Annotated in this window: 14 protein-coding genes and 2 tRNA genes; 2 read left to right on the top strand and 14 right to left on the bottom strand. The window is 43.8% G+C overall.

Annotation, left to right across the window (positions count from 1 at the left end):
• Nucleotides 1–90: 90 nt before the first annotated feature.
• From HXT53_RS01010 to HXT53_RS01000, 3 genes are all read right to left on the bottom strand, one after another.
• Complete coding sequence (locus HXT53_RS01010; protein ID WP_101890074.1) at nucleotides 91–2,835, bottom strand: polyribonucleotide nucleotidyltransferase; 2,745 nt, start codon at nucleotides 2,833–2,835, stop codon at nucleotides 91–93.
• Nucleotides 2,836–3,269: 434 nt separating this feature from the next.
• A complete protein-coding gene (gene rpsO, locus HXT53_RS01005; protein ID WP_004111957.1) occupies nucleotides 3,270–3,539 on the bottom strand; it encodes a 30S ribosomal protein S15 in 270 nt (89 codons plus the stop codon).
• 145 nt (nucleotides 3,540–3,684) lie between these two features.
• A complete protein-coding gene (locus tag HXT53_RS01000; RefSeq protein WP_004111955.1) occupies nucleotides 3,685–4,365 on the bottom strand; it encodes a DedA family protein in 681 nt (226 codons plus the stop codon).
• Nucleotides 4,366–4,763: 398 nt separating this feature from the next.
• Here HXT53_RS01000 and HXT53_RS00995 point away from each other — a divergent pair, with 398 nt between their 5' ends.
• Together HXT53_RS00995 and HXT53_RS00990 are read left to right on the top strand one after the other, a co-directional pair.
• On the top strand, nucleotides 4,764–5,411 hold the full coding sequence (locus HXT53_RS00995; protein WP_004137869.1) for a hypothetical protein: 648 nt from the start codon (nucleotides 4,764–4,766) through the stop codon (nucleotides 5,409–5,411).
• 163 nt (nucleotides 5,412–5,574) lie between these two features.
• Nucleotides 5,575–5,647 (top strand) — tRNA-Ala (locus HXT53_RS00990).
• Nucleotides 5,648–5,697: 50 nt separating this feature from the next.
• Here HXT53_RS00990 and HXT53_RS00985 read toward each other — a convergent pair.
• From HXT53_RS00985 to rplU, 11 genes are all read right to left on the bottom strand, one after another.
• Nucleotides 5,698–7,677 carry a serine/threonine protein kinase gene (locus HXT53_RS00985; protein ID WP_174190983.1) on the bottom strand — a complete coding sequence of 660 codons (1,980 nt, stop codon included), beginning with the start codon at nucleotides 7,675–7,677 and terminating at the stop codon, nucleotides 5,698–5,700.
• 175 nt (nucleotides 7,678–7,852) lie between these two features.
• The gene (gene murA, locus HXT53_RS00980) at nucleotides 7,853–9,211 is read right to left on the bottom strand and encodes a UDP-N-acetylglucosamine 1-carboxyvinyltransferase (RefSeq protein WP_004111949.1); all 1,359 of its coding nucleotides are present in this window, start codon (nucleotides 9,209–9,211) and stop codon (nucleotides 7,853–7,855) included.
• A gap of 88 nt (nucleotides 9,212–9,299) precedes the next feature.
• Nucleotides 9,300–10,709, bottom strand: a complete 1,410-nt coding sequence (locus HXT53_RS00975) for a metallophosphoesterase (protein ID WP_004111947.1) — start codon at nucleotides 10,707–10,709, stop codon at nucleotides 9,300–9,302.
• Between the two features lie 484 nt (nucleotides 10,710–11,193).
• Nucleotides 11,194–12,048: a transcription termination/antitermination protein NusG gene (gene nusG / locus HXT53_RS00970; protein ID WP_004118345.1), complete on the bottom strand. Its 855-nt coding sequence runs from the start codon at nucleotides 12,046–12,048 to the stop codon at nucleotides 11,194–11,196.
• A gap of 28 nt (nucleotides 12,049–12,076) precedes the next feature.
• Complete coding sequence (secE, locus tag HXT53_RS00965) at nucleotides 12,077–12,292, bottom strand: preprotein translocase subunit SecE (RefSeq protein ID WP_004111941.1); 216 nt, start codon at nucleotides 12,290–12,292, stop codon at nucleotides 12,077–12,079.
• A 38-nt stretch (nucleotides 12,293–12,330) separates the two neighbouring features.
• Nucleotides 12,331–12,406: transfer RNA gene (locus tag HXT53_RS00960), tRNA-Trp, on the bottom strand.
• A 164-nt stretch (nucleotides 12,407–12,570) separates the two neighbouring features.
• Nucleotides 12,571–13,833: a pyridoxal phosphate-dependent aminotransferase gene (locus tag HXT53_RS00955; RefSeq protein WP_004115951.1), complete on the bottom strand. Its 1,263-nt coding sequence runs from the start codon at nucleotides 13,831–13,833 to the stop codon at nucleotides 12,571–12,573.
• A 401-nt stretch (nucleotides 13,834–14,234) separates the two neighbouring features.
• A complete protein-coding gene (gene proB / locus HXT53_RS00950) occupies nucleotides 14,235–15,380 on the bottom strand; it encodes a glutamate 5-kinase (protein ID WP_101892021.1) in 1,146 nt (381 codons plus the stop codon).
• The gene (gene obgE / locus HXT53_RS00945; RefSeq protein ID WP_101892020.1) at nucleotides 15,381–17,045 is read right to left on the bottom strand and encodes a GTPase ObgE; all 1,665 of its coding nucleotides are present in this window, start codon (nucleotides 17,043–17,045) and stop codon (nucleotides 15,381–15,383) included.
• Between the two features lie 94 nt (nucleotides 17,046–17,139).
• Nucleotides 17,140–17,391, bottom strand: a complete 252-nt coding sequence (gene rpmA / locus HXT53_RS00940) for a 50S ribosomal protein L27 (RefSeq protein WP_004106248.1) — start codon at nucleotides 17,389–17,391, stop codon at nucleotides 17,140–17,142.
• Nucleotides 17,392–17,424: 33 nt separating this feature from the next.
• Nucleotides 17,425–17,733, bottom strand: coding sequence for a 50S ribosomal protein L21 (gene rplU / locus HXT53_RS00935; RefSeq protein ID WP_004111933.1), 309 nt, complete (start codon nucleotides 17,731–17,733; stop codon nucleotides 17,425–17,427).
• Nucleotides 17,734–17,865: the final 132 nt, after the last annotated feature.

The raw sequence follows: 17,865 nt of genomic DNA, 5'->3' as shown, positions 1-17,865 counted from the left end.
CCCCCAAGTGCAAAAGCTACTTGAAGGCATTTAGAATTATTTTTATTTTATGCGACTACGCTTTTGTGCGTTCATCTATTTGACTTAAGATTAATCCTCGTCAAATGGGTCAAAATCGCGACGGATCCTACGACGAGGGCGCTCAGAACGCTCTTCGCGAGACGCGCGATACTCATCATAGTGATCGTCATCAGCTGCGTAACGTGGATTACGGTCGTTTCCACGACGATCGGCATTGCGATGAGCAGACCTATCTTCATGGCGATCATCGCGATTATCCCTGCGATCATCCCTATCATCATAACGATCTTCACGTGGAGCGCGTCGGCGAGGACGATCTTCAAAATCGTTGTTATCGTAACGATTATCCCTGCGATCATCCCTTCTGGAAGAACGATCCTCATAACGGTCAGAACGATCGCTTCTATCGTTTCGATCATTCCTATCGTCATAACGCGAATCACGATCATCACGAACATTACGGCGGCGAGGGCGCTCATCCCTATCGTCCCTATCATCCCTATCGTCACGTGGAGCGCGTCGGCGATCGCTTCTGCGATCATCCCTATCATCACGATCTTCGCGAGGAGCGCGACCACGGTTTTCGCGAGGCGCTGGAGCAGAAGATTCCTGATTCTCAAAACCTGGAATGGCCAAAGAAATCTTACCGCGCTCATCCACGCTTTGTACGATTACTTCTACGTTATCGCCTTCCTTAAGCACATCTTCAACAGTATCAATGCGCTCGCCATTAGCAAGGTTACGAATCTGAGAAATGTGCAGCAATCCGTCACTTCCAGGAGTCAAGTTTACGAAAGCACCAAAGCTTGTTGTCTTAACAACCTTACCAGTGAAAGTTTCACCAGCTTTTGGAATACGAGGATTTGCAATAGAGTCGATGATTTCCTTCGCCTTCTGAGCAGCTTCGCCGCCTTCAGAAGAAATATAAACAGTACCGTCATCTTCAATGGCAATCTCGGCACCAGTTTCTTCTTGAATCTGGTTAATCATCTTGCCCTTAGGTCCGATTACTTCACCAATCTTATCTACAGGAATCGTAGTTGTGATAATGCGTGGAGCAAATGGGCTCATCTCAGCTGGGCAATCAATGCACTCGTTGATAACTTCAAGAATCGTTGCACGAGCTTCGTGAGCCTGCTGCAAAGCGGCAGCCAAAATATCAGCTGGAATGCCATCAAGCTTAGTGTCAAGCTGCAAAGCAGTGATGAACTCGGAAGTACCAGCAACCTTGAAGTCCATATCTCCGAAAGCATCTTCTGCACCGAGAATATCGGTCAAAGTCTTGAAGATATGCTTTCCATCAACATCTCCCGAAACCAAGCCCATAGCAATACCAGCAACTGGAGCCTTCAAAGGCACACCAGCTGCAAGCAAAGAAAGCGTAGACGCGCAAACAGATCCCATAGAAGTGGAACCGTTAGAACCAATAGCTTCAGACACCTGACGAATAGCGTATGGGAACTCTTCACGACTTGGCAAAACTGGCACCAAAGCCTTCTCAGCCAAAGCACCATGACCAATCTCGCGACGCTTTGGAGATCCAACGCGACCAGTTTCACCAGTGGAATATGGAGGCATTTCGTAATTGTGCATATAGCGCTTAGTCTGCGGACCAGAAAGCGCATCCACTTGCTGCTCCATCTTAAGCATATTCAAAGTAGTTACGCCCAAAATCTGGGTTTCACCACGCTGGAATAGCGCAGAACCGTGAACGCGAGGAACAATATCAACTTCTGCACTAAGCGTACGAATATCGCGCAAACCGCGACCATCAATTCTGTAATCTTCCGTCAAAATACGACGACGAACAATCTGGCGCTGCAACTCCTTGAAGGCGTTACCAAGTTCCTTTTCCTTCTCCTCATCGTCCATATCAGTAAACTCTTCTGCGATTGCAGCACGCACGCCTTCCTTAATTTCAGCAATGCGATCTTGGCGTGGGAGCTTTTCAGCAATAGAAAGAGCCTCGTTCAAATCAGCATGAGCAATCTCATCGATTCTTGCATAAAGTTCGTCAGTGTATTCTGGGAACAGCTGGAATTCCTTGGTTTCTTTAGCTGCAATACGCTTCAACTCATTCTGAGCGTCGCAAATAACCTTAATAAAAGGCTTTGCAGCTTCCAAACCACCAGCTACAACTTCCTCATCTGGCTTGATTTGACCCTCGTTATAGATCAAATTCCAAGCGTTCTTGCCAGCGCCAGCTTCGATCATTGCAATAGCAACATCGCCATTTTCAATAACACGACCAGCAACAACAATCTCAAATACTGCACGCTCGCGCTCACTCCAACGTGGGAAAGCAACCCACTGACCATCAATCAAAGCCAAACGCACACCAGAAACTGGGCCTTCAAATGGCAATCCAGAAATCATAGTAGATGCAGATGCAGCATTCAAAGCAATAACATCGTATGCATCATCTGGATTAATTGCCAAAATTGTTTCAACAACTTGCACTTCGTTACGCAAAGTGTGTGGGAACAATGGGCGTAATGGGCGGTCAATAATACGGCACGCTAATGTTGCTTCGTTAGAAGGACGGCCTTCACGACGGAAGAAAGATCCTGGAATCTTTCCAGCAGCATACATTTTTTCTTCCACATCAACAGTTAATGGGAAGAAATCGTAATTTTCCTTTGGGCTAGATCCTGCAGTCGTCGTCGACAAAATCATGGAATCATCATCCAAATATGCGGCAACAGCACCGTCTGCTTGCTGAGCAAGGCGACCAGTTTCAAAGCGTAGCGTACGCTTTCCAAATGAACCATTATCAATAACGGCTTCTACAGCCTTAATTTCGGGACCCTCCACGGGTTCCTCCTTTTCTTAACTTACCTAATCAACCAACATGCGTAATAACATTGACAACTTCGCTTTTGTTATTTGTTTACCTCTAACATCCACGCGAATTTGCAAATTTGCATATGCCAATGTTTCTTTTCGTAGTGTTTTTTGTTTCGGCTACTTCAATCATCCATATTCAATTATGCTTCTAAATCTTCAGTTATAAATCTTATGAATCCTAAATTCTAAAATCCAAAAATATAAGTCTCTACAATATTTTCTATAGTTTTTCCATAACTCTACAAATTAGACACTATAAGTCTGTTTAAAACTAATAGATTTAATTCAAGCTTTTCTATTCTACTTCAAACCCACTAAAACCGATAAACCCGATAAATACATAATGAAAATATTCATCATGAAAATATAAAAGCCCGAGCTTATGCCCGGGCAAAAAAGACTTATCGACGCAATCCGAGTCGATCGATCAAAGAACGATAACGGTTGATGTCTACACGCTTCAAATAATCAAGAAGACGACGACGATCACCAATCATGAGCATCATACCACGACGAGAGTGGTGATCATGCTTATGCTCCTTCAAGTGATCAGTAAGGTCAGCAATACGCTTGCTCAACAAAGCAACCTGGACCTCTGGGGAACCCGTGTCACCCTCATGTGTCGCGTATTCGTTGATGATGCTCTTCTTATCTTCAGCCGTCAATGCCACGGCGTCCTCCTTAATATCACTGCGCGGTGCTGCAACCTTATGATGCAGCGCTCTCAATCCGCGGGCGTTACACGCCAAGTGTTGATTCTACAACAACGTGTTAACAAGATTAATTCGATTGAATACTCGTAATTCTACTAATACCCTACTTCTCCAAACATTTCTTAGCTTTGTTAGCAGCATGAGCTTTATAAAGTCCAATAAACGTTGGTACAAGAGAAATCAGCAGAATCGCCACTATAACAAGCTCAAAATTCTTCTGAACAAAAGGAATATTTCCGAAGAAATATCCGAGCATTGTAAAAAGCGACGACCATACCACTCCACCAAGAATCGAGAAAGGAGTAAAACGAGTCCAACGCATTCCAGAAATACCCGAAATAAAAGGCATAAAAGTTCGTATAAACGGGAAAAACCTACCTAAAAACACAGCAAGAGGACCCCATTTATCAATCATCTTCTCTGTTTTAGCAACGCGTTCTGGAGTCAATGCCTTAACTTTACCAGATTCAACAATTCTTCTGCCGAAAAAGTGTCCGATGAAATAATTGCACTGGTCGCCAACAATAGGTGCTATCCACACAACCGCTAGCAAAAGCATAAGCGGAAGAGAACTTTTACCAGTTTGCGAATCTGGAGCAGCAAAGAATCCTGCTGCAAAAAGCAAAGAATCTCCAGGCAAAAATGGGAAAAACACAACGCCTGTTTCAATAAAAATGATTAAGAATATTAATCCCAAAGCAGGAGCTGTACCCATAGCAATCCAACCAGCTATAGCTGAACGCGGGTCTTTAAGAAGATTAAGAATAAAATGAATAAATCCCATAAGAATACCTAAAATCCTGTTTTGTAGTACCGTGTTGCATTTTCTCGGCACGCATTTTGCGCGGATTAACAATTATATTGCACGCTTTAGATTATAAGATTACGATTTGAATCCCGACTTTGTTTCCTTTCTGAATCCCGACTTTGTTTCCCTAAAGCCGATATTTGACTACAAAACCAGGAACACTCGCTCATTTACCTTGCACACGCAACACAGACTAACGATTAAACATGATTAACAAGCTGATTAACAAGCTAACGATTCGAGATTTTTTACAAACAATCAGGCGTTTTTCGCGTATATTTTATTTTGCTGGTAATGTAGTCATTGAGAATTTGATATTACAAATTTGATCTAGCTTTAAAGTGTTTAACGCGTTTAAAGGAGAGTGGCAAAAGATGGATCAGCGTAAAGCAAACACTGATGCTAACGCAGATAAAACACTTGGATCACCTAACGAATTGGAATCTGAGCTATCGATAGCAGATATTTCCAAACGTCACTCTAATCCTAAACGCTGGATACTCTACTTTGCAGTGCTTCTAGCAGCAATAGTCATTCCATATTGGATAGGTAGAACATTAGCAGTACAACACACTTCATGGGTTGTTCAACATTATTCTGGTTTAACACCACAAGGCGTTGTGTTTATAGCATGGGTTACAACCGTTGCAACAGCTACAACACTAGCAATGGCATTAATAGAGTCTAAAAAATGGCTGTGGAGATTTTTATTCGTTATTTTTCTAACGATTGAACAATTTATAAGCGGCTTATGCTTGCTAAGACTAAGCTTTTGGTACTCAACATACGTCGTTTATGGGTCTGCAGCTGGACTAGCTAATGCAGCAAACCTTGGAATAATATCTGCAGGATTTGGCGTTGCTGTATACGCTGTTTTATTCGTAGGACTACTTGTAATAGTGCCTAAAACATCACGCTTAAATGTGCTGACTTGCAGCTGGGCATCATTTATAATGTTCTATACTATTGAAGTCTTAGCGATTCTTGTGGTGATTTTTGGCGGATTTATGACAGCAATGTAGCTTCCACATATGCATACTAAATGTGTGCACTATATGAAAATACAAATAAGCATTAGGCGCATTATTATTGACATTTAAACGTTTTTTGCAACACTCCATACCGGTTTAGCATTGTACTTTTACGCACCTTGTAGTACAGTGTGCAGAGTTGTTGTAGAACAATGGGGCTATAGCTCAGTTGGTAGAGCGCTTCGTTCGCATCGAAGAGGTCGTGGTTTCGATTACCATTAGCTCCACTAAGCCCACTGCATTCATTCCACCGCAGTGGGCTTTTTCTTTGCAAATCCTAAGAGCCGCCATTGTCAAATATATTTTCAATTGAATCAATTAACGGATCCGCTTGTCTCATTATCTGTTTAACTCTATTGTCAACGTTTTTATTTTGCGACTTTATAGATCGCGCTAAATCTAACGCGTCGTCAAAAATATTTTCAATACTATCTTGACTAACAGCATAAGACTTAAATAAACTAATCCACGATTTTAGCGAATTAAAAACAAGTTCACACGCATCTATTTTTACAATCTCGTTCTGATTTTTCTTAGCATTTTCAATAAAATTATGCAATTTCGTAATATAATCAACATTTTGCGGCTTGTATTTTCCTTCCGCATAAGATGCAAAGCCTAAATACTCACTTCCAATCGAATAATACATTGATGCCAACTCATAGTCTCTTGATTTAACACCTTTTAACGCTTCTTTAAACCATTCAGATGCTGCTGTTATGCGAGTTTTTCTATTTGAATCACTAACTTCTTCCCCATTTTCAACGCTATAATACCAATATGCTTTACCCACAGATAAGCACAGTTCATACCAATCTTCAGATTTTTTAAGCGTGTTTTTATACTCATTAATCAACGCTGTAAAATCTTCTCTTTCATCAAGAGTCCACCGAAAATCTTCAATTTGATGCACTAAAAGTCTGAGTATTGGTTGAATGGAAAGCGGCTGAATATTTGCATTAAAAAGTTTTATTTGCAATCGCATGGCTTGATTAACATTTTGAATCACCTGCTTAGAATCCACTGATTTTGCCGCTGTTCTCATGTAGTTTTTATATTTTTCAACATCACTTATTTTCTCTATAGCATTCTTGTTTCTTTTTTCATCATTGTTACGAGTCAGTTGCACATAATCATTTTTTCGACTACTTATTTGACTATTTGATGTTAAAGAATGCAATGATGTTCCTATCAAAAAGCAGCCAACAACAACCATCAGTATGCAGCAAATAATTTTGATTACAATATTTCGATAACTATTCCTACCACTCTTTTTATGAGTATTTTTACGCATACTCCTACGACTACTCTTACGTTTATCACGACGATTATTCTTATAATGATTTACACGCGACCTGATATTTTCTATACCCTCTACGCCAGAATCTAAATTGTCTCCTAAATAATTTTCTAAGCAATCCTCTAACGACTGAGCAAATTCTTTACAATCCGCATAACGCTCCAAAGGATTTTCTAACATGGCGCGCATTAAAACAGCTTGAAGATCGTTAGCAAAACCACCATCAGCTAAGTCGAAATTAGTAAAGTGCTTTGTAGCATCATAATGCTCTGAGTTTTCTGAGTCTATAGTCTTATTATCAGAAAAACATTTACCCGTAAGAGCAAACCACAATGTAGCACCAAGAGAATACACATCAGTAAAAACGCCTATTTTGGATTCAGGCTTAAAAAGTTCTGGAGCAGCAAATCCACGAGTAGCAAAACGCGCATCTTGTTTAAATCTGCTTGGTTGCACCAACACACCATCTTTATTTTTAATTTCTAATGCAGATCCAAAGTCAATTAAATAAACTTTTGAATCCGCACCAAGCATAATGTTAGATGGTTTTAAATCACAATAAACAATAGAAGGATTAAGTGAATGAAGATATTGCAATAAGCCACACAATCGTATACCTAAATTACACACTTCGGCAGGACTCATAACACCTTCTTGTAAAATCATTGATTTTAAAGAAAATCCGTCAACATAGTCGCGAACAGCGTATGCTCTGCCATTCTCCTCAAAAAAATCAACAATTCTAGGTATAGAAGGATGATTGCAATGATTTAAAACCTCAACTTCTGCGCGCAAAGACTGCAAAATCAAGGCTTTTTTATCGTCATCAAAATCAGTAGCAGTTTCTTTTATAGCCCACTGCTTATGAAGAACATTATCTACCGCAAGATAAACAGTAGATGTTCCTCCAGCTCCAAGTTTTCCGAGAATCTGATATCTTCCGCCCACACAAACCATATTTGCCGCACTTTCATAAAATCAAAATGACAATAATCCTGTGCTGCAAACTTTATAGACTAATTTGCGTATTGAAAATACTTATAGAACAATGTGTACCAAAGCCATCAAAACCCTAGAAAAATAAGGGAAAAGTTATCCACATTGCTCAAATCGCCCAAATTACTCAAATTGCTCAATCAATATCCGCGCCAAGAGCAGTCAACTTACCGCGGAAATCTGCATAACCACGGTCAATAAGCGAAATACCCTTAACGTTAGATGGACCCTTAGCTGCAAGAGCCGCAATAAGATGACTAAAACCGCCTCGCAAATCAGGAACATCAATATCTTGACCAGTAAGAGGCGTCGGACCAAAAATCACAGCAGAATGCTTGTAATTTCGCTGCTGGAATCGGCAAGGAAGAGAACCTAAGCACTCGCGATACAACTGAATCATAGCGCCCATTTGAACAAGTGGTTTTGTAAACCCAAAACGATTCTCATAAACAGTTTCGTGAACAATACTCAAACCTTTAGCTTGAGTTAAAGCAACAACAAGAGGCTGCTGCCAATCAGTCATAAAACCAGGATGGACATCGGTTTCAATAGCAACAGGATGCAAATCACCACCCGGATGCCAGAATCGAATACCGTTATCAGTAACGTCAAACTGACCACCAACTTTACGGAACACGTTTAAGAAGGTCATCATCTCTGGCTGAGTAGCCCCTTTAATAAACACGTCACCATGAGTTGCGAGCGCAGCAGAAGCCCAAGATGCTGCCTCAATCCTATCTGTTAAAGCCGTATGATTGTAGCCTTGAAGCTTATCAACGCCCTCAATCCTAAATGTTCGATCAACGTCTACAGAAATAATAGCGCCCATTTTTTGCAAAACAGCCACCAAATCCATAATTTCTGGCTCAATTGCAGCACCCGAAAGCTCTGTTTTACCTTCTGCAAGCACGGCTGCAAGAAGAGTTTGCTCAGTGGCACCAACCGATGGATAAGGTAGATGAATTTTAGTGCCATGCAAGCCGTTAGGAGCAGTAATATGAATACCATCCTCATGATCTTTATCTACATTCGCACCAAGTTTACGCAAAGTTTCAAGATGGAAATCTATTGGACGCCCTCCAATATTGCACCCACCTAAAGCTGGGATAAAAGCCTCACCAAGTCTGTGAAGAAGCGGACCAGAGAAGAGAATAGGTATTCTCGAAGATCCTGATAATGTATCTACGTCTGCAACATCAGCAAGCTGAACGTTGCTTGCGTCAATACTAACAACGCCTGCAGCGCCATCAACATCTACGTTTACTCCATGCAAACGCAGCAAATCAGAAACAACGTGAACATCTCTGATTTCTGGAACATTCTTTAACACGGATTTCCCAGGAGCAAGCAAAGCTGCAACCATTGCTTTACTAACAAAGTTTTTTGCACCACGAACTTTAATAGCTCCGTTAAGCGGCTTGCCACCTTCTACATGCAAAACGTCTGCAGCGTCAATGCCACTTTCGTTCTGTTCAGCCGTATTATGCGCAGACACATTTACCTCTTTCGTTTGCAACTAAAACTAATCACTATAATACCGACATGCGTGCCAATAACACATACCAATTCGAGCATTAACCAAGCTACTTTGCTGCGCGAGACCGCCATCTTCTCAATAGCCTTGCAAAAAGCGAAGGTTTTTGCAATAAATCTACTTCTGGCAAATCGTGATCGCAATCCGCGTTTAGACCATAAGTATACGCCTTTTTAGACGAAGGTTTTCCAACTAAATCACCAAATTCAAGCATTTGCGTTCTAGGCTCGTATGGGTGACGTATGTCAAATTCGATAAGTCTTGCACCACATTTAGATGCAGCTGGCCCATAAGATCCAAAACCACACGTTGCAGTAGACATAAGTAGCATATCCGAATCTTTACAACGTCCAGCAAACGCGTTTCTGTGATCATGCCCTGCGCAGAAAGCGAAAGTGCCAATCTTTTGCAAAATATCATATTCCCCACTGTCTTTATCTGGGCAACTCACACCTTCTCCAAGATAACCATCTGGCAAAACGCGATTATCGTCTAACGCGTAATATTTTCCAGCAAAACGCCTGTACCCCTCGATCGCATGTTCCTGAGACGCATAATCTTTAGAAACTTCACGCATTAAACCATAGTATTGAGGAAGAGGAAAATGCTGGAAAACACAGAATTTTGGAGGCGATAACTTTGGCAAATTTCTCAAAAAATCAAGTGCCTTATCCGAAGGTTTCCCATAACCTCCACTCTTCTCATAGTCTCCAGAATTAACCAAAACTAATGAAAATATAACATTTTCCTGATTCACATCCATAACTGGAAGCGCAAACGTACCAGCTTCACAAGGAAAAATAATTTGATTTGGCAATATGCATTTAGTGGATTGCAAAGCTGCAACATTGCAACTAGAAGAATCATAATTATTCGACTTGTTTTGCGAAGAACGGTTCATGCAACCCTTAAACTCTTGATACAAAGAATCCAATTCTTCATTGCTTAACCCACATTGAAAATCATGGTTTCCGTAAGTCAGCGCCCATGGAATTGAACGATCTTCCAAAGGCTGCACCATACGCTTAATGTGCTCAATAACTTTTTTTCGCGTTGCATCTAGTTTTTCTGCATACGACTCATCCTTAGGCGAGTAATTATCAGAAAATCGTCCTGAGGAAGAGTCGAAAGCCTCCGAAGACCAGCGTCTGCGTACAAATGTATCCGCAAAATCTTTAACATATCCAGCAATTTGATTACCCGTAAAAATCACAATATCTGGCTTAACAGCATCACAAGCGGACTCTATAAGCCTAATTGTATCTTTGCTAATTTTTGGAGCATCCTGAACATCTGCAAACTGCAAAACACGAAATTTGCCAGAAAGATGGAATTGCAATTTACCTAATCGTGCAGAAATAGACATCGGCAAATTAGCCGATTCAGAAGAATTAGCCGATTCAGAAGTGGGTAAAACTTTAGACTCATCGCTATTCGTAGATTCTGCAATTTCTGACATGATTCAAGCATACGGCACATCAGAGAACAGTATCAACAAAAGATTTAACAAAATTCAAAGAATTTAACGCGAAATTATTAAGACTGCACTCGAACTACAGAAAAATAAAGAAATATACACAAAAATGGCGAAACGTAGAGATTTTTTACAAGATTTTCAGGTAATTCACAGGCAATAACATCTTTGTCTTAAGTAAAGGATGCCTATTATAGAGACATCAAGGAAAAAGCAAATCAACATAACGAATGATTTGCAAGAACTAATAACTGAACCTCTCTTCTTCTCTTCTCTTTCATAACCCCGGGTTAATAGCTCGGGGTTTTTGATTAAATTATAAAAAATTACATTACAAAATTACGGATTATCCCCCCCCCCCAAAAAAAAACAAAGCAAAACAAAAGTCGGGATGCAGCAAACACCACACCCCGACTTATGCACTGATAAAATCAGATACGCGCAACAATCACAAAACGCGCATTAAAAATCAAACAATAGGCTCTACCTGGTTAAATCCAAGCTCCACAGGAGTTTCGCGACCGAAGATAGAAACAAGAACCGTAAGCTTCTGCGTTGTAGGATCCACATCCGATACCACGGCAGCCATAGTCGCAAATGGGCCATCGGTAACTGTAACTTGATCGCCAACCTTGTAAGCCACCTCAACGGTACGCTTACGAGCCGCAGCAGGCTTATCTCCAGCCTTCTTCAAAGCCTCAGACGCAATCATAGGAGCCATCATATCGATAACTTCCTTACGGCTAAGAGGAGCAGGCTCCTTAGATGGGCCAACAAAACCAGTAACGCCTTCAGTTTCGCGCACAATACGACGAGCATTCTCATCTGGCCACATACGAATAAGCACATAACCTGGAACGCGAACGCGGGTAATAACCTTCTTACCCTTGTCGGTGTGCTTTTCAACCTCTTCCATTGGCACTTCAATCTGGAAAATCTTGTCTTCCAAACCAAAGCTTTGTACACGAGATTCAACGTTAGTTTTAACGCGCTTCTCGTAGCCAGAATAGGTGTGGAGAACGTACCACTTGCCTTCAAGAGTGCGCAAAGTCTTAGAGAATTCCGCAACAGCGGCAGCACCAGCATCTGTAGGATCAACTTCTTGCGCAGCGGAAGAATCGCCAGCAACCGTTTCAGCAGGCTCAGCAGGAGACTCGGTCTCACCAGCTACGTTTTCACTATTTTCAGAAGCATCTTCTACGACAACAGTATCTGCAGCATCTGCGTTCTCAACATTTGCAGCATCAACCGAAATATCAGCTGCGTCAAAATCCGCAAGATCATTCACAGAATCAACATTTTCGAGATTCAACTCGTCAGTCATATTCGCACACCCTCAAAATTCGTTGAAATCAGCCAAACAGCCACATAACAGACTTACCCAAACCGAAGTCCATAACAGTGACGAAAACCATCAAGAAAATAACAAAAATAAACACGGAAGCTGACCAAGCAAACAATTCCTTGCCGTGAGGAGCAACGACTTTGCGAGTCTCATCAATAGTTTGCTTAATGAACATGCCAATACGCATGAACAAATTCGGCTTCTTCTCTTTTGCCTTGGCCATGCTTGAATCCTTCGTTTGAAAATTGTTAACAATAAAACTGGCAGGGACGGCGGGACTCGAACCCACAACCTACGGTTTTGGAGACCGTTGCGCTACCAATTGCGCCACATCCCTAGGTGAACTTGCTAATCATACCTTAAAAAGATTGACTTGGCAAAACCGCCAAATAGATATGTTAGCGGAAGGGCAAGATTTAAGGGTTTTATTATGATTAGCGAGTGTCGCTAAACGCGCGGTTGCTGGCGACTTTTGCGCGCGTAAACAACGCGCTGGCGCCTTTAAAACGCGCTGCCGCCTTCAATCCACTGCTTCATACGCCTCATACCTTCGGCAAGCTGACTGTCTGCTAAAGCACACGAGAATCGCAAGTGGCCAGGCGCACCAAAAGCCTCTCCAGGAACAGCGGCAACATGCGCTTCATCAAGAAGCATTTGCGCAAGCACAGACGACGTGCCTGGAATCTTAGAATCCTTGCCCATCGGGCGATCAAGTAGTGCCTCAACGTTTGCAAACGCGTAGAAAGCTCCGTGCGAAAGAGGGCAAGTCACGCCATCAATATCGTTTAACGCCTGCACAATAGCCTTTCGACGAGCATCGAAGGAATCACGCATTTTTGCAACTTCATCTAAGGTCCCACCAACCGCTGCAAGAGCTGCTCGCTGTGAAATATTGGAAACGTTAGACGTCATGTGGCTTTGAAGCTTAATCGCAGCTTTTGCGACATCAAGCGGCGCAACCATCCAGCCAACACGCCAACCTGGCATTGCGTACGTTTTAGCAACACCGTTCAAAACAAGCAGCTGGTCGCGCACTTCTGGCACTTCTACGCCAATATACGACGTTTTTACGCCGTCGTAATGCAAGTGCTCGTAAATCTCGTCGGAAAGCACCCAAATATGGTGTTTTACAGCCCATTCGCCAATCGCGCGAATCGTTTGTGCGCTCCAAATAGCGCCTGTTGGATTAGAAGGCGAAGTTACAATAATCGCACGCGTGCGTGGGGTACGAGCCGCCTCAATCGCCTCAATATCTGGCTCAAAACCGCGATCCGCGCCAGACATAACAGGCACAGGCACACCACCTGCAAGTTTTACTGCCTCTGGGTAGCTTGTCCAATATGGCGCTGGGATTATAACTTCATCGCCATCGTTTAACAAAATCTGGCATGCTTCGTAAACAGCTTGTTTGCCGCCATTCGTTACAACAACTTGATTTAGGGAAACATCGTAGCCAGAATCGCGCTTGACTTTGCGCGCAATCGCCTCGCGAAGCTCTGGAAGACCAGCCGTAGCCGTGTACTTGTAGTTTTTTGGGTCTTTGCATGCGGCGGCTGCGGCTTCAACAATGTAGAGCGGCGTTGGAAAATCAGGTTCGCCTGCGCCGAAGCTAATAACGTCGATTCCTGCGGCTTTCATTGCTTTTGCTTTGCCATCTACAGCAAGCGTTGCACTCGGTGCCACTTTGTTAATGCGATTGCTCATAGAGCGCCATTGAGAGTTTGATGCGTTTGCTGCCGTATTTGCTGCGATATTTTCTGCCATACTCTACAGTGTAACCATTACACGTTATTTCCCGAAAATGCACCAAGTGATGTAGAGATTCGAGATTTTTTGCCGCGAGCGAGGTGAGCCTCAGCGCCGAAAGGTGGTGACTCGCCGAGAGAGCAAGAAAAATCGAGAATCTCGGTGATTAAGCTATACACAATTGCTCAAGCATGTAAGAGGGCTGGGTGATTCTTGGTCGAACAGTATAAGAGCGGCAGCCGATACCAAATAATCCAATGATCAACCACTACAAATAAACTTCAACCAAAAAACAAAATCAAAGCCAAAACGGAACAACCGCAACTCTAGACTACACGTAATAGGCGGAGCGTTGTGAGACAAGAATTAGCCAGCCCTCTCGCAACAGTAGGTAAGAAAAACGCAAAAGCAAGCAAATGCTATAAAAGCACAAGATTGTCGCGATGCACCACAGGATGTGCGTATTGCCGCCCCAAAGTCGCCTCTAAATCATCTGTTGTAAGCCCCATTACCTGCGGTATCTCATCTGAATCAAATGCAACTAGCCCTTTGGCTAAATGATTGCCATGCTCGTCATCAATCCACACTGGATCACTTGCAGAAAAGTCGCCAGCAACCCCTACGATTCCAGCAGCCAACAGGCTTGCTTTCCCTCCTCGAACGGCTGCAGCTGCACCAGAATCTACAATAATCGAGCCATGCGGATTAGACGCAAAACCAATCCAAAGTCTTCTGGAAGACGCGCGCGAATTTAGTGGCGCGAACACGGTTCCAACGGCTTTCCCCGATAGTGCGTCCTCCGCGTTACTAGCACATGTCAAAAGCGTTGGGATTCCAGAAACAGCAGCAACGTGCGCTGCATCCATCTTGGTTATCATTCCGCCTGTGCCTACACCCGAAATGCTGGAGCCAACTTTAACATCATCTAACGCGCGCGTAACATCGGGAACAAAACCAATCCGCTTAGCATCTGGTTCGCTAGGCGGAGCCGTGTAAAGCGCGTCAACATCTGTTAAAAGAACCAGCGCATCTGCTCGCACAATGTTCGCCACAAGCGCCGCAAGCCTATCGTTATCACCAAAACGTATTTCGTTGCTAGACAGAGCGTCGTTTTCGTTTACGATTGGCACAACGCCCAATTCTAGCAGCCTAAGCATTGTGCGTTGGGCATTACGATAACGCGAAGGGCTTATAGTAACGTCTGCCGTTAGTAGCATTTGCCCTACTCTTATGCCGAATTCAGCAAATGCTGACTCATATTGGTACATGAGCAAGCCTTGTCCAACTGATGCTGTTGCTTGCTGAGTCGGCACATCTTTAGGACGTTCATTAAAACCAAGTAGTCCAAATCCCGCTGCGATAGCACCAGAAGATACTAAAACTACATTAGCTCCAGACATTTGAGCACGGCTAATAGCCGTAACAAGAGCACGTAATTTTTGCACGTCTAAATGACCAGATAAGTCTGTAAGCGAGCTAGAGCCAACTTTTACGACTATTGTGTTCGCATTGCTAATTGAACGCCGAATCTCATCTTCGGTAGGCTCAACTGCCTTATTAATCATTTACTCACCACGTCCAAATAAACTCTGCTCATCGTGTTTGTCGTCATCTACCGATGGATCTGCCCAATGACCTTGCTTTCTCTCCGCCATCATCGCATCTCTCACAGCGCTCTTTGCATCCATCATCATGTGATAATCGCGTCTGCGCTCCGCATTCGTGCGTCTTGCACCTCTAGGGTCATTTGCTTCAAGTCGCAAGTCTTTTCCACGCGCGCCCAAGCTAGCGCCGTCCAAACCTTCCGCACCTGCTACAATGCTTGGATCCCAGTCGAAGCAAACCATGCGGTTTCCGCGACCAATCCTAATCTCGTCTCCTGGACGTGCACCCTTCTTGCGCAACTCGTCTTCTACACCAAGTTTTGCTAAGCGATCCGCCAAATAGCCAACTGCCTCGTCGTTGTCGAAGTTTGTTTGCACAACCCAACGCTCTGGCTTAGCGCCCGTAACAGTAAACCAGAAGTCGCCATTTTTGTCTTCTTCGCGCTCGATTGTAAAGTCGCTAGCACTTCCGCGGCCATCATCTCTGCGTCGTCTCAATGCTGGCTGTTCAAGCGGCTGAATAACAACTCGCTCTTCTTCTCGCGCTGCCTCTTGCTCAGCAAGCTTTTCGCGCATACTAGCCACCATCTTTCCAAGCGCAAAACCAAGCTCTTTCAAGCCTTCGTGAGACGCAGTAGAAATCTCAAAAACTGGAAAGCCCATTTTTTCAAAGTCGCTTCGCACAAATTCTGCCAACTCTTTTGCCTCTGGCACATCAATCTTGTTTAGCACAATAATTCGCGGACGCTCTGGAATCGGAATCGCTCCAAGCGGCAAATCCAACTTGTTTGCGTATTGCGAAAGCTCGTGTTCCAAAGCCTTATAATCGCTGATTGGATCGCGATTGGGTTCAAGCGTTGCGCAGTCGATTACGTGGGCGATTATTTCCGTGCGCTCAATGTGGCGCAAAAATTCTAGCCCAAGCCCTTTTCCTTCGGAAGCTCCTGGGATCAATCCTGGCACGTCTGCGATTGTATAGCGGTATTCACCAAAGCTGACCACACCAAGGTTTGGAACAAGCGTTGTAAACGGATAATCTGCGATTTTTGGTTTTGCAGCGCTGATTGAAGCTACAAGACTTGACTTTCCTGCAGACGGGAAGCCCACTAGCGCGACGTCTGCTATCGACTTTAGTTCTAGGATTACGTCTCGTTCTTCGCCAGGTTCGCCTAGTAGTGCAAAACCTGGAGCGCGGCGAGTTTTATTGGCAAGAGCGGCGTTTCCAAGGCCTCCAGCACCTCCTGCTGCGACTACGAATGTGTCGCCTACATGTTGCAAATCAGCCAAAACGTTGCCTGGCTTTTTTTGCGCGCCCGATGCACCCTTCGCCTCAAAAATTACGGTTCCGACTGGCACTGGCAACATAAGGTCTTCTCCTTTGGAGCCGTCCTTTGTATCACCTAAACCCATTGTGCCACTCTGCGCTACGCGATGTGGCATGAATCGGTAGTCGAGTAGGCTGTTAGCGTTGCGATCGGCTACGAATATAACGCTTCCGCCATTTCCGCCATTTCCGCCGTTTGGACCTGCAAGTGGCTTGTATTTTTCTCTGCGCACGCCTGCGGATCCGTTGCCGCCGTCGCCGCCTTTAACGTGTACTGTTACTCGATCTACAAAATCGCTCATAACTTTTACCTTACTTGATGCTCAATACTCGCCAGATTTGCAAAAACAAAAAAGCCGCACCGAACGGGGTGCGGCTAGAAGATTAATGAGTTACTCAGGCGGTAACTACGTCTACAACCTTGCGATCGCGACGAATGCCGAACTTCACATTGCCGTCCACCAAAGCGTACAGCGTGTGATCCTTACCCAAAGCAACGTTCTGTCCTGCATGGAACTTGGTGCCGCGCTGGCGAACAATAATGTTTCCAGCCACAACAGCTTCTCCACCGAACTTCTTAACGCCAAGATATTGCGCCTGTGAGTCGCGACCGTTGCGCGAGCTAGACGCACCCTTCTTATGTGCCATCTTGCTGTCCTTTCAGGTTTATAACACCGTCAATCAGGCGATGGCCGTGATCTTGACGAGAGTCAACTTCTGACGATGACCCTTGCGGCGAGCCACGCCAGTCTTGTTCTTATACTTCATAATGCTAATCTTTGGACCCTTAGCTTCGTCGTTAAGAACTTCTGCCTTAACTGTGATCTTTGCAAGATCCTTAGCGCTTAAGGTCACCTTAGCACCGTCAACAACGAGCGCGACCGGGAATTCCACGGTATCGCCCTTCTTTGCATCGAGACGGTTTACGAGGATGGCGTCTCCAACCTCAACCTTCTCTTGATGGCCACCGGCCTTCACAATCGCGTACATAATTCGTTCCTTAGCTAAATTGAAAGCTTTACTATTGCCTCACGCGCAGCGTTGAACCTGCGGCAAGACACCGACTATCAAAATTACACCGACCCCTGTACTAACGTCAAGTCTTAATTCATAAAGTCGAAA

Origin of the sequence: Gardnerella sp. KA00390, assembly GCF_049244075.1 — a bacterium.
GTDB classification, from domain to species: Bacteria; Actinomycetota; Actinomycetes; order Actinomycetales; family Bifidobacteriaceae; genus Bifidobacterium; species Bifidobacterium vaginale.
Note: the sequence above shows the minus strand (reverse complement) of the source record. Positions and strands in the feature narration are given on the sequence as shown.

Excerpts from the sequence above, each read along its gene's own strand:
- HXT53_RS01000 (WP_004111955.1), bottom strand. The coding sequence starts at position 4,365 with ATGGGATTTATTCATTTTATTCTTAATCTTCTTAAAGACCCGCGTTCA.
- HXT53_RS00995 (WP_004137869.1), top strand. The coding sequence starts at position 4,764 with ATGGATCAGCGTAAAGCAAACACTGATGCTAACGCAGATAAAACACTT.
- HXT53_RS00985 (WP_174190983.1), bottom strand. The coding sequence starts at position 7,677 with ATGGTTTGTGTGGGCGGAAGATATCAGATTCTCGGAAAACTTGGAGCT.
- HXT53_RS00975 (WP_004111947.1), bottom strand. The coding sequence starts at position 10,709 with ATGTCAGAAATTGCAGAATCTACGAATAGCGATGAGTCTAAAGTTTTA.
- nusG (WP_004118345.1), bottom strand. The coding sequence starts at position 12,048 with ATGACTGACGAGTTGAATCTCGAAAATGTTGATTCTGTGAATGATCTT.
- secE (WP_004111941.1), bottom strand. The coding sequence starts at position 12,292 with ATGGCCAAGGCAAAAGAGAAGAAGCCGAATTTGTTCATGCGTATTGGC.
- HXT53_RS00955 (WP_004115951.1), bottom strand. The coding sequence starts at position 13,833 with ATGGCAGAAAATATCGCAGCAAATACGGCAGCAAACGCATCAAACTCT.
- proB (WP_101892021.1), bottom strand. The coding sequence starts at position 15,380 with ATGATTAATAAGGCAGTTGAGCCTACCGAAGATGAGATTCGGCGTTCA.
- obgE (WP_101892020.1), bottom strand. The coding sequence starts at position 17,045 with ATGAGCGATTTTGTAGATCGAGTAACAGTACACGTTAAAGGCGGCGAC.
- rpmA (WP_004106248.1), bottom strand. The coding sequence starts at position 17,391 with ATGGCACATAAGAAGGGTGCGTCTAGCTCGCGCAACGGTCGCGACTCA.
- rplU (WP_004111933.1), bottom strand. The coding sequence starts at position 17,733 with ATGTACGCGATTGTGAAGGCCGGTGGCCATCAAGAGAAGGTTGAGGTT.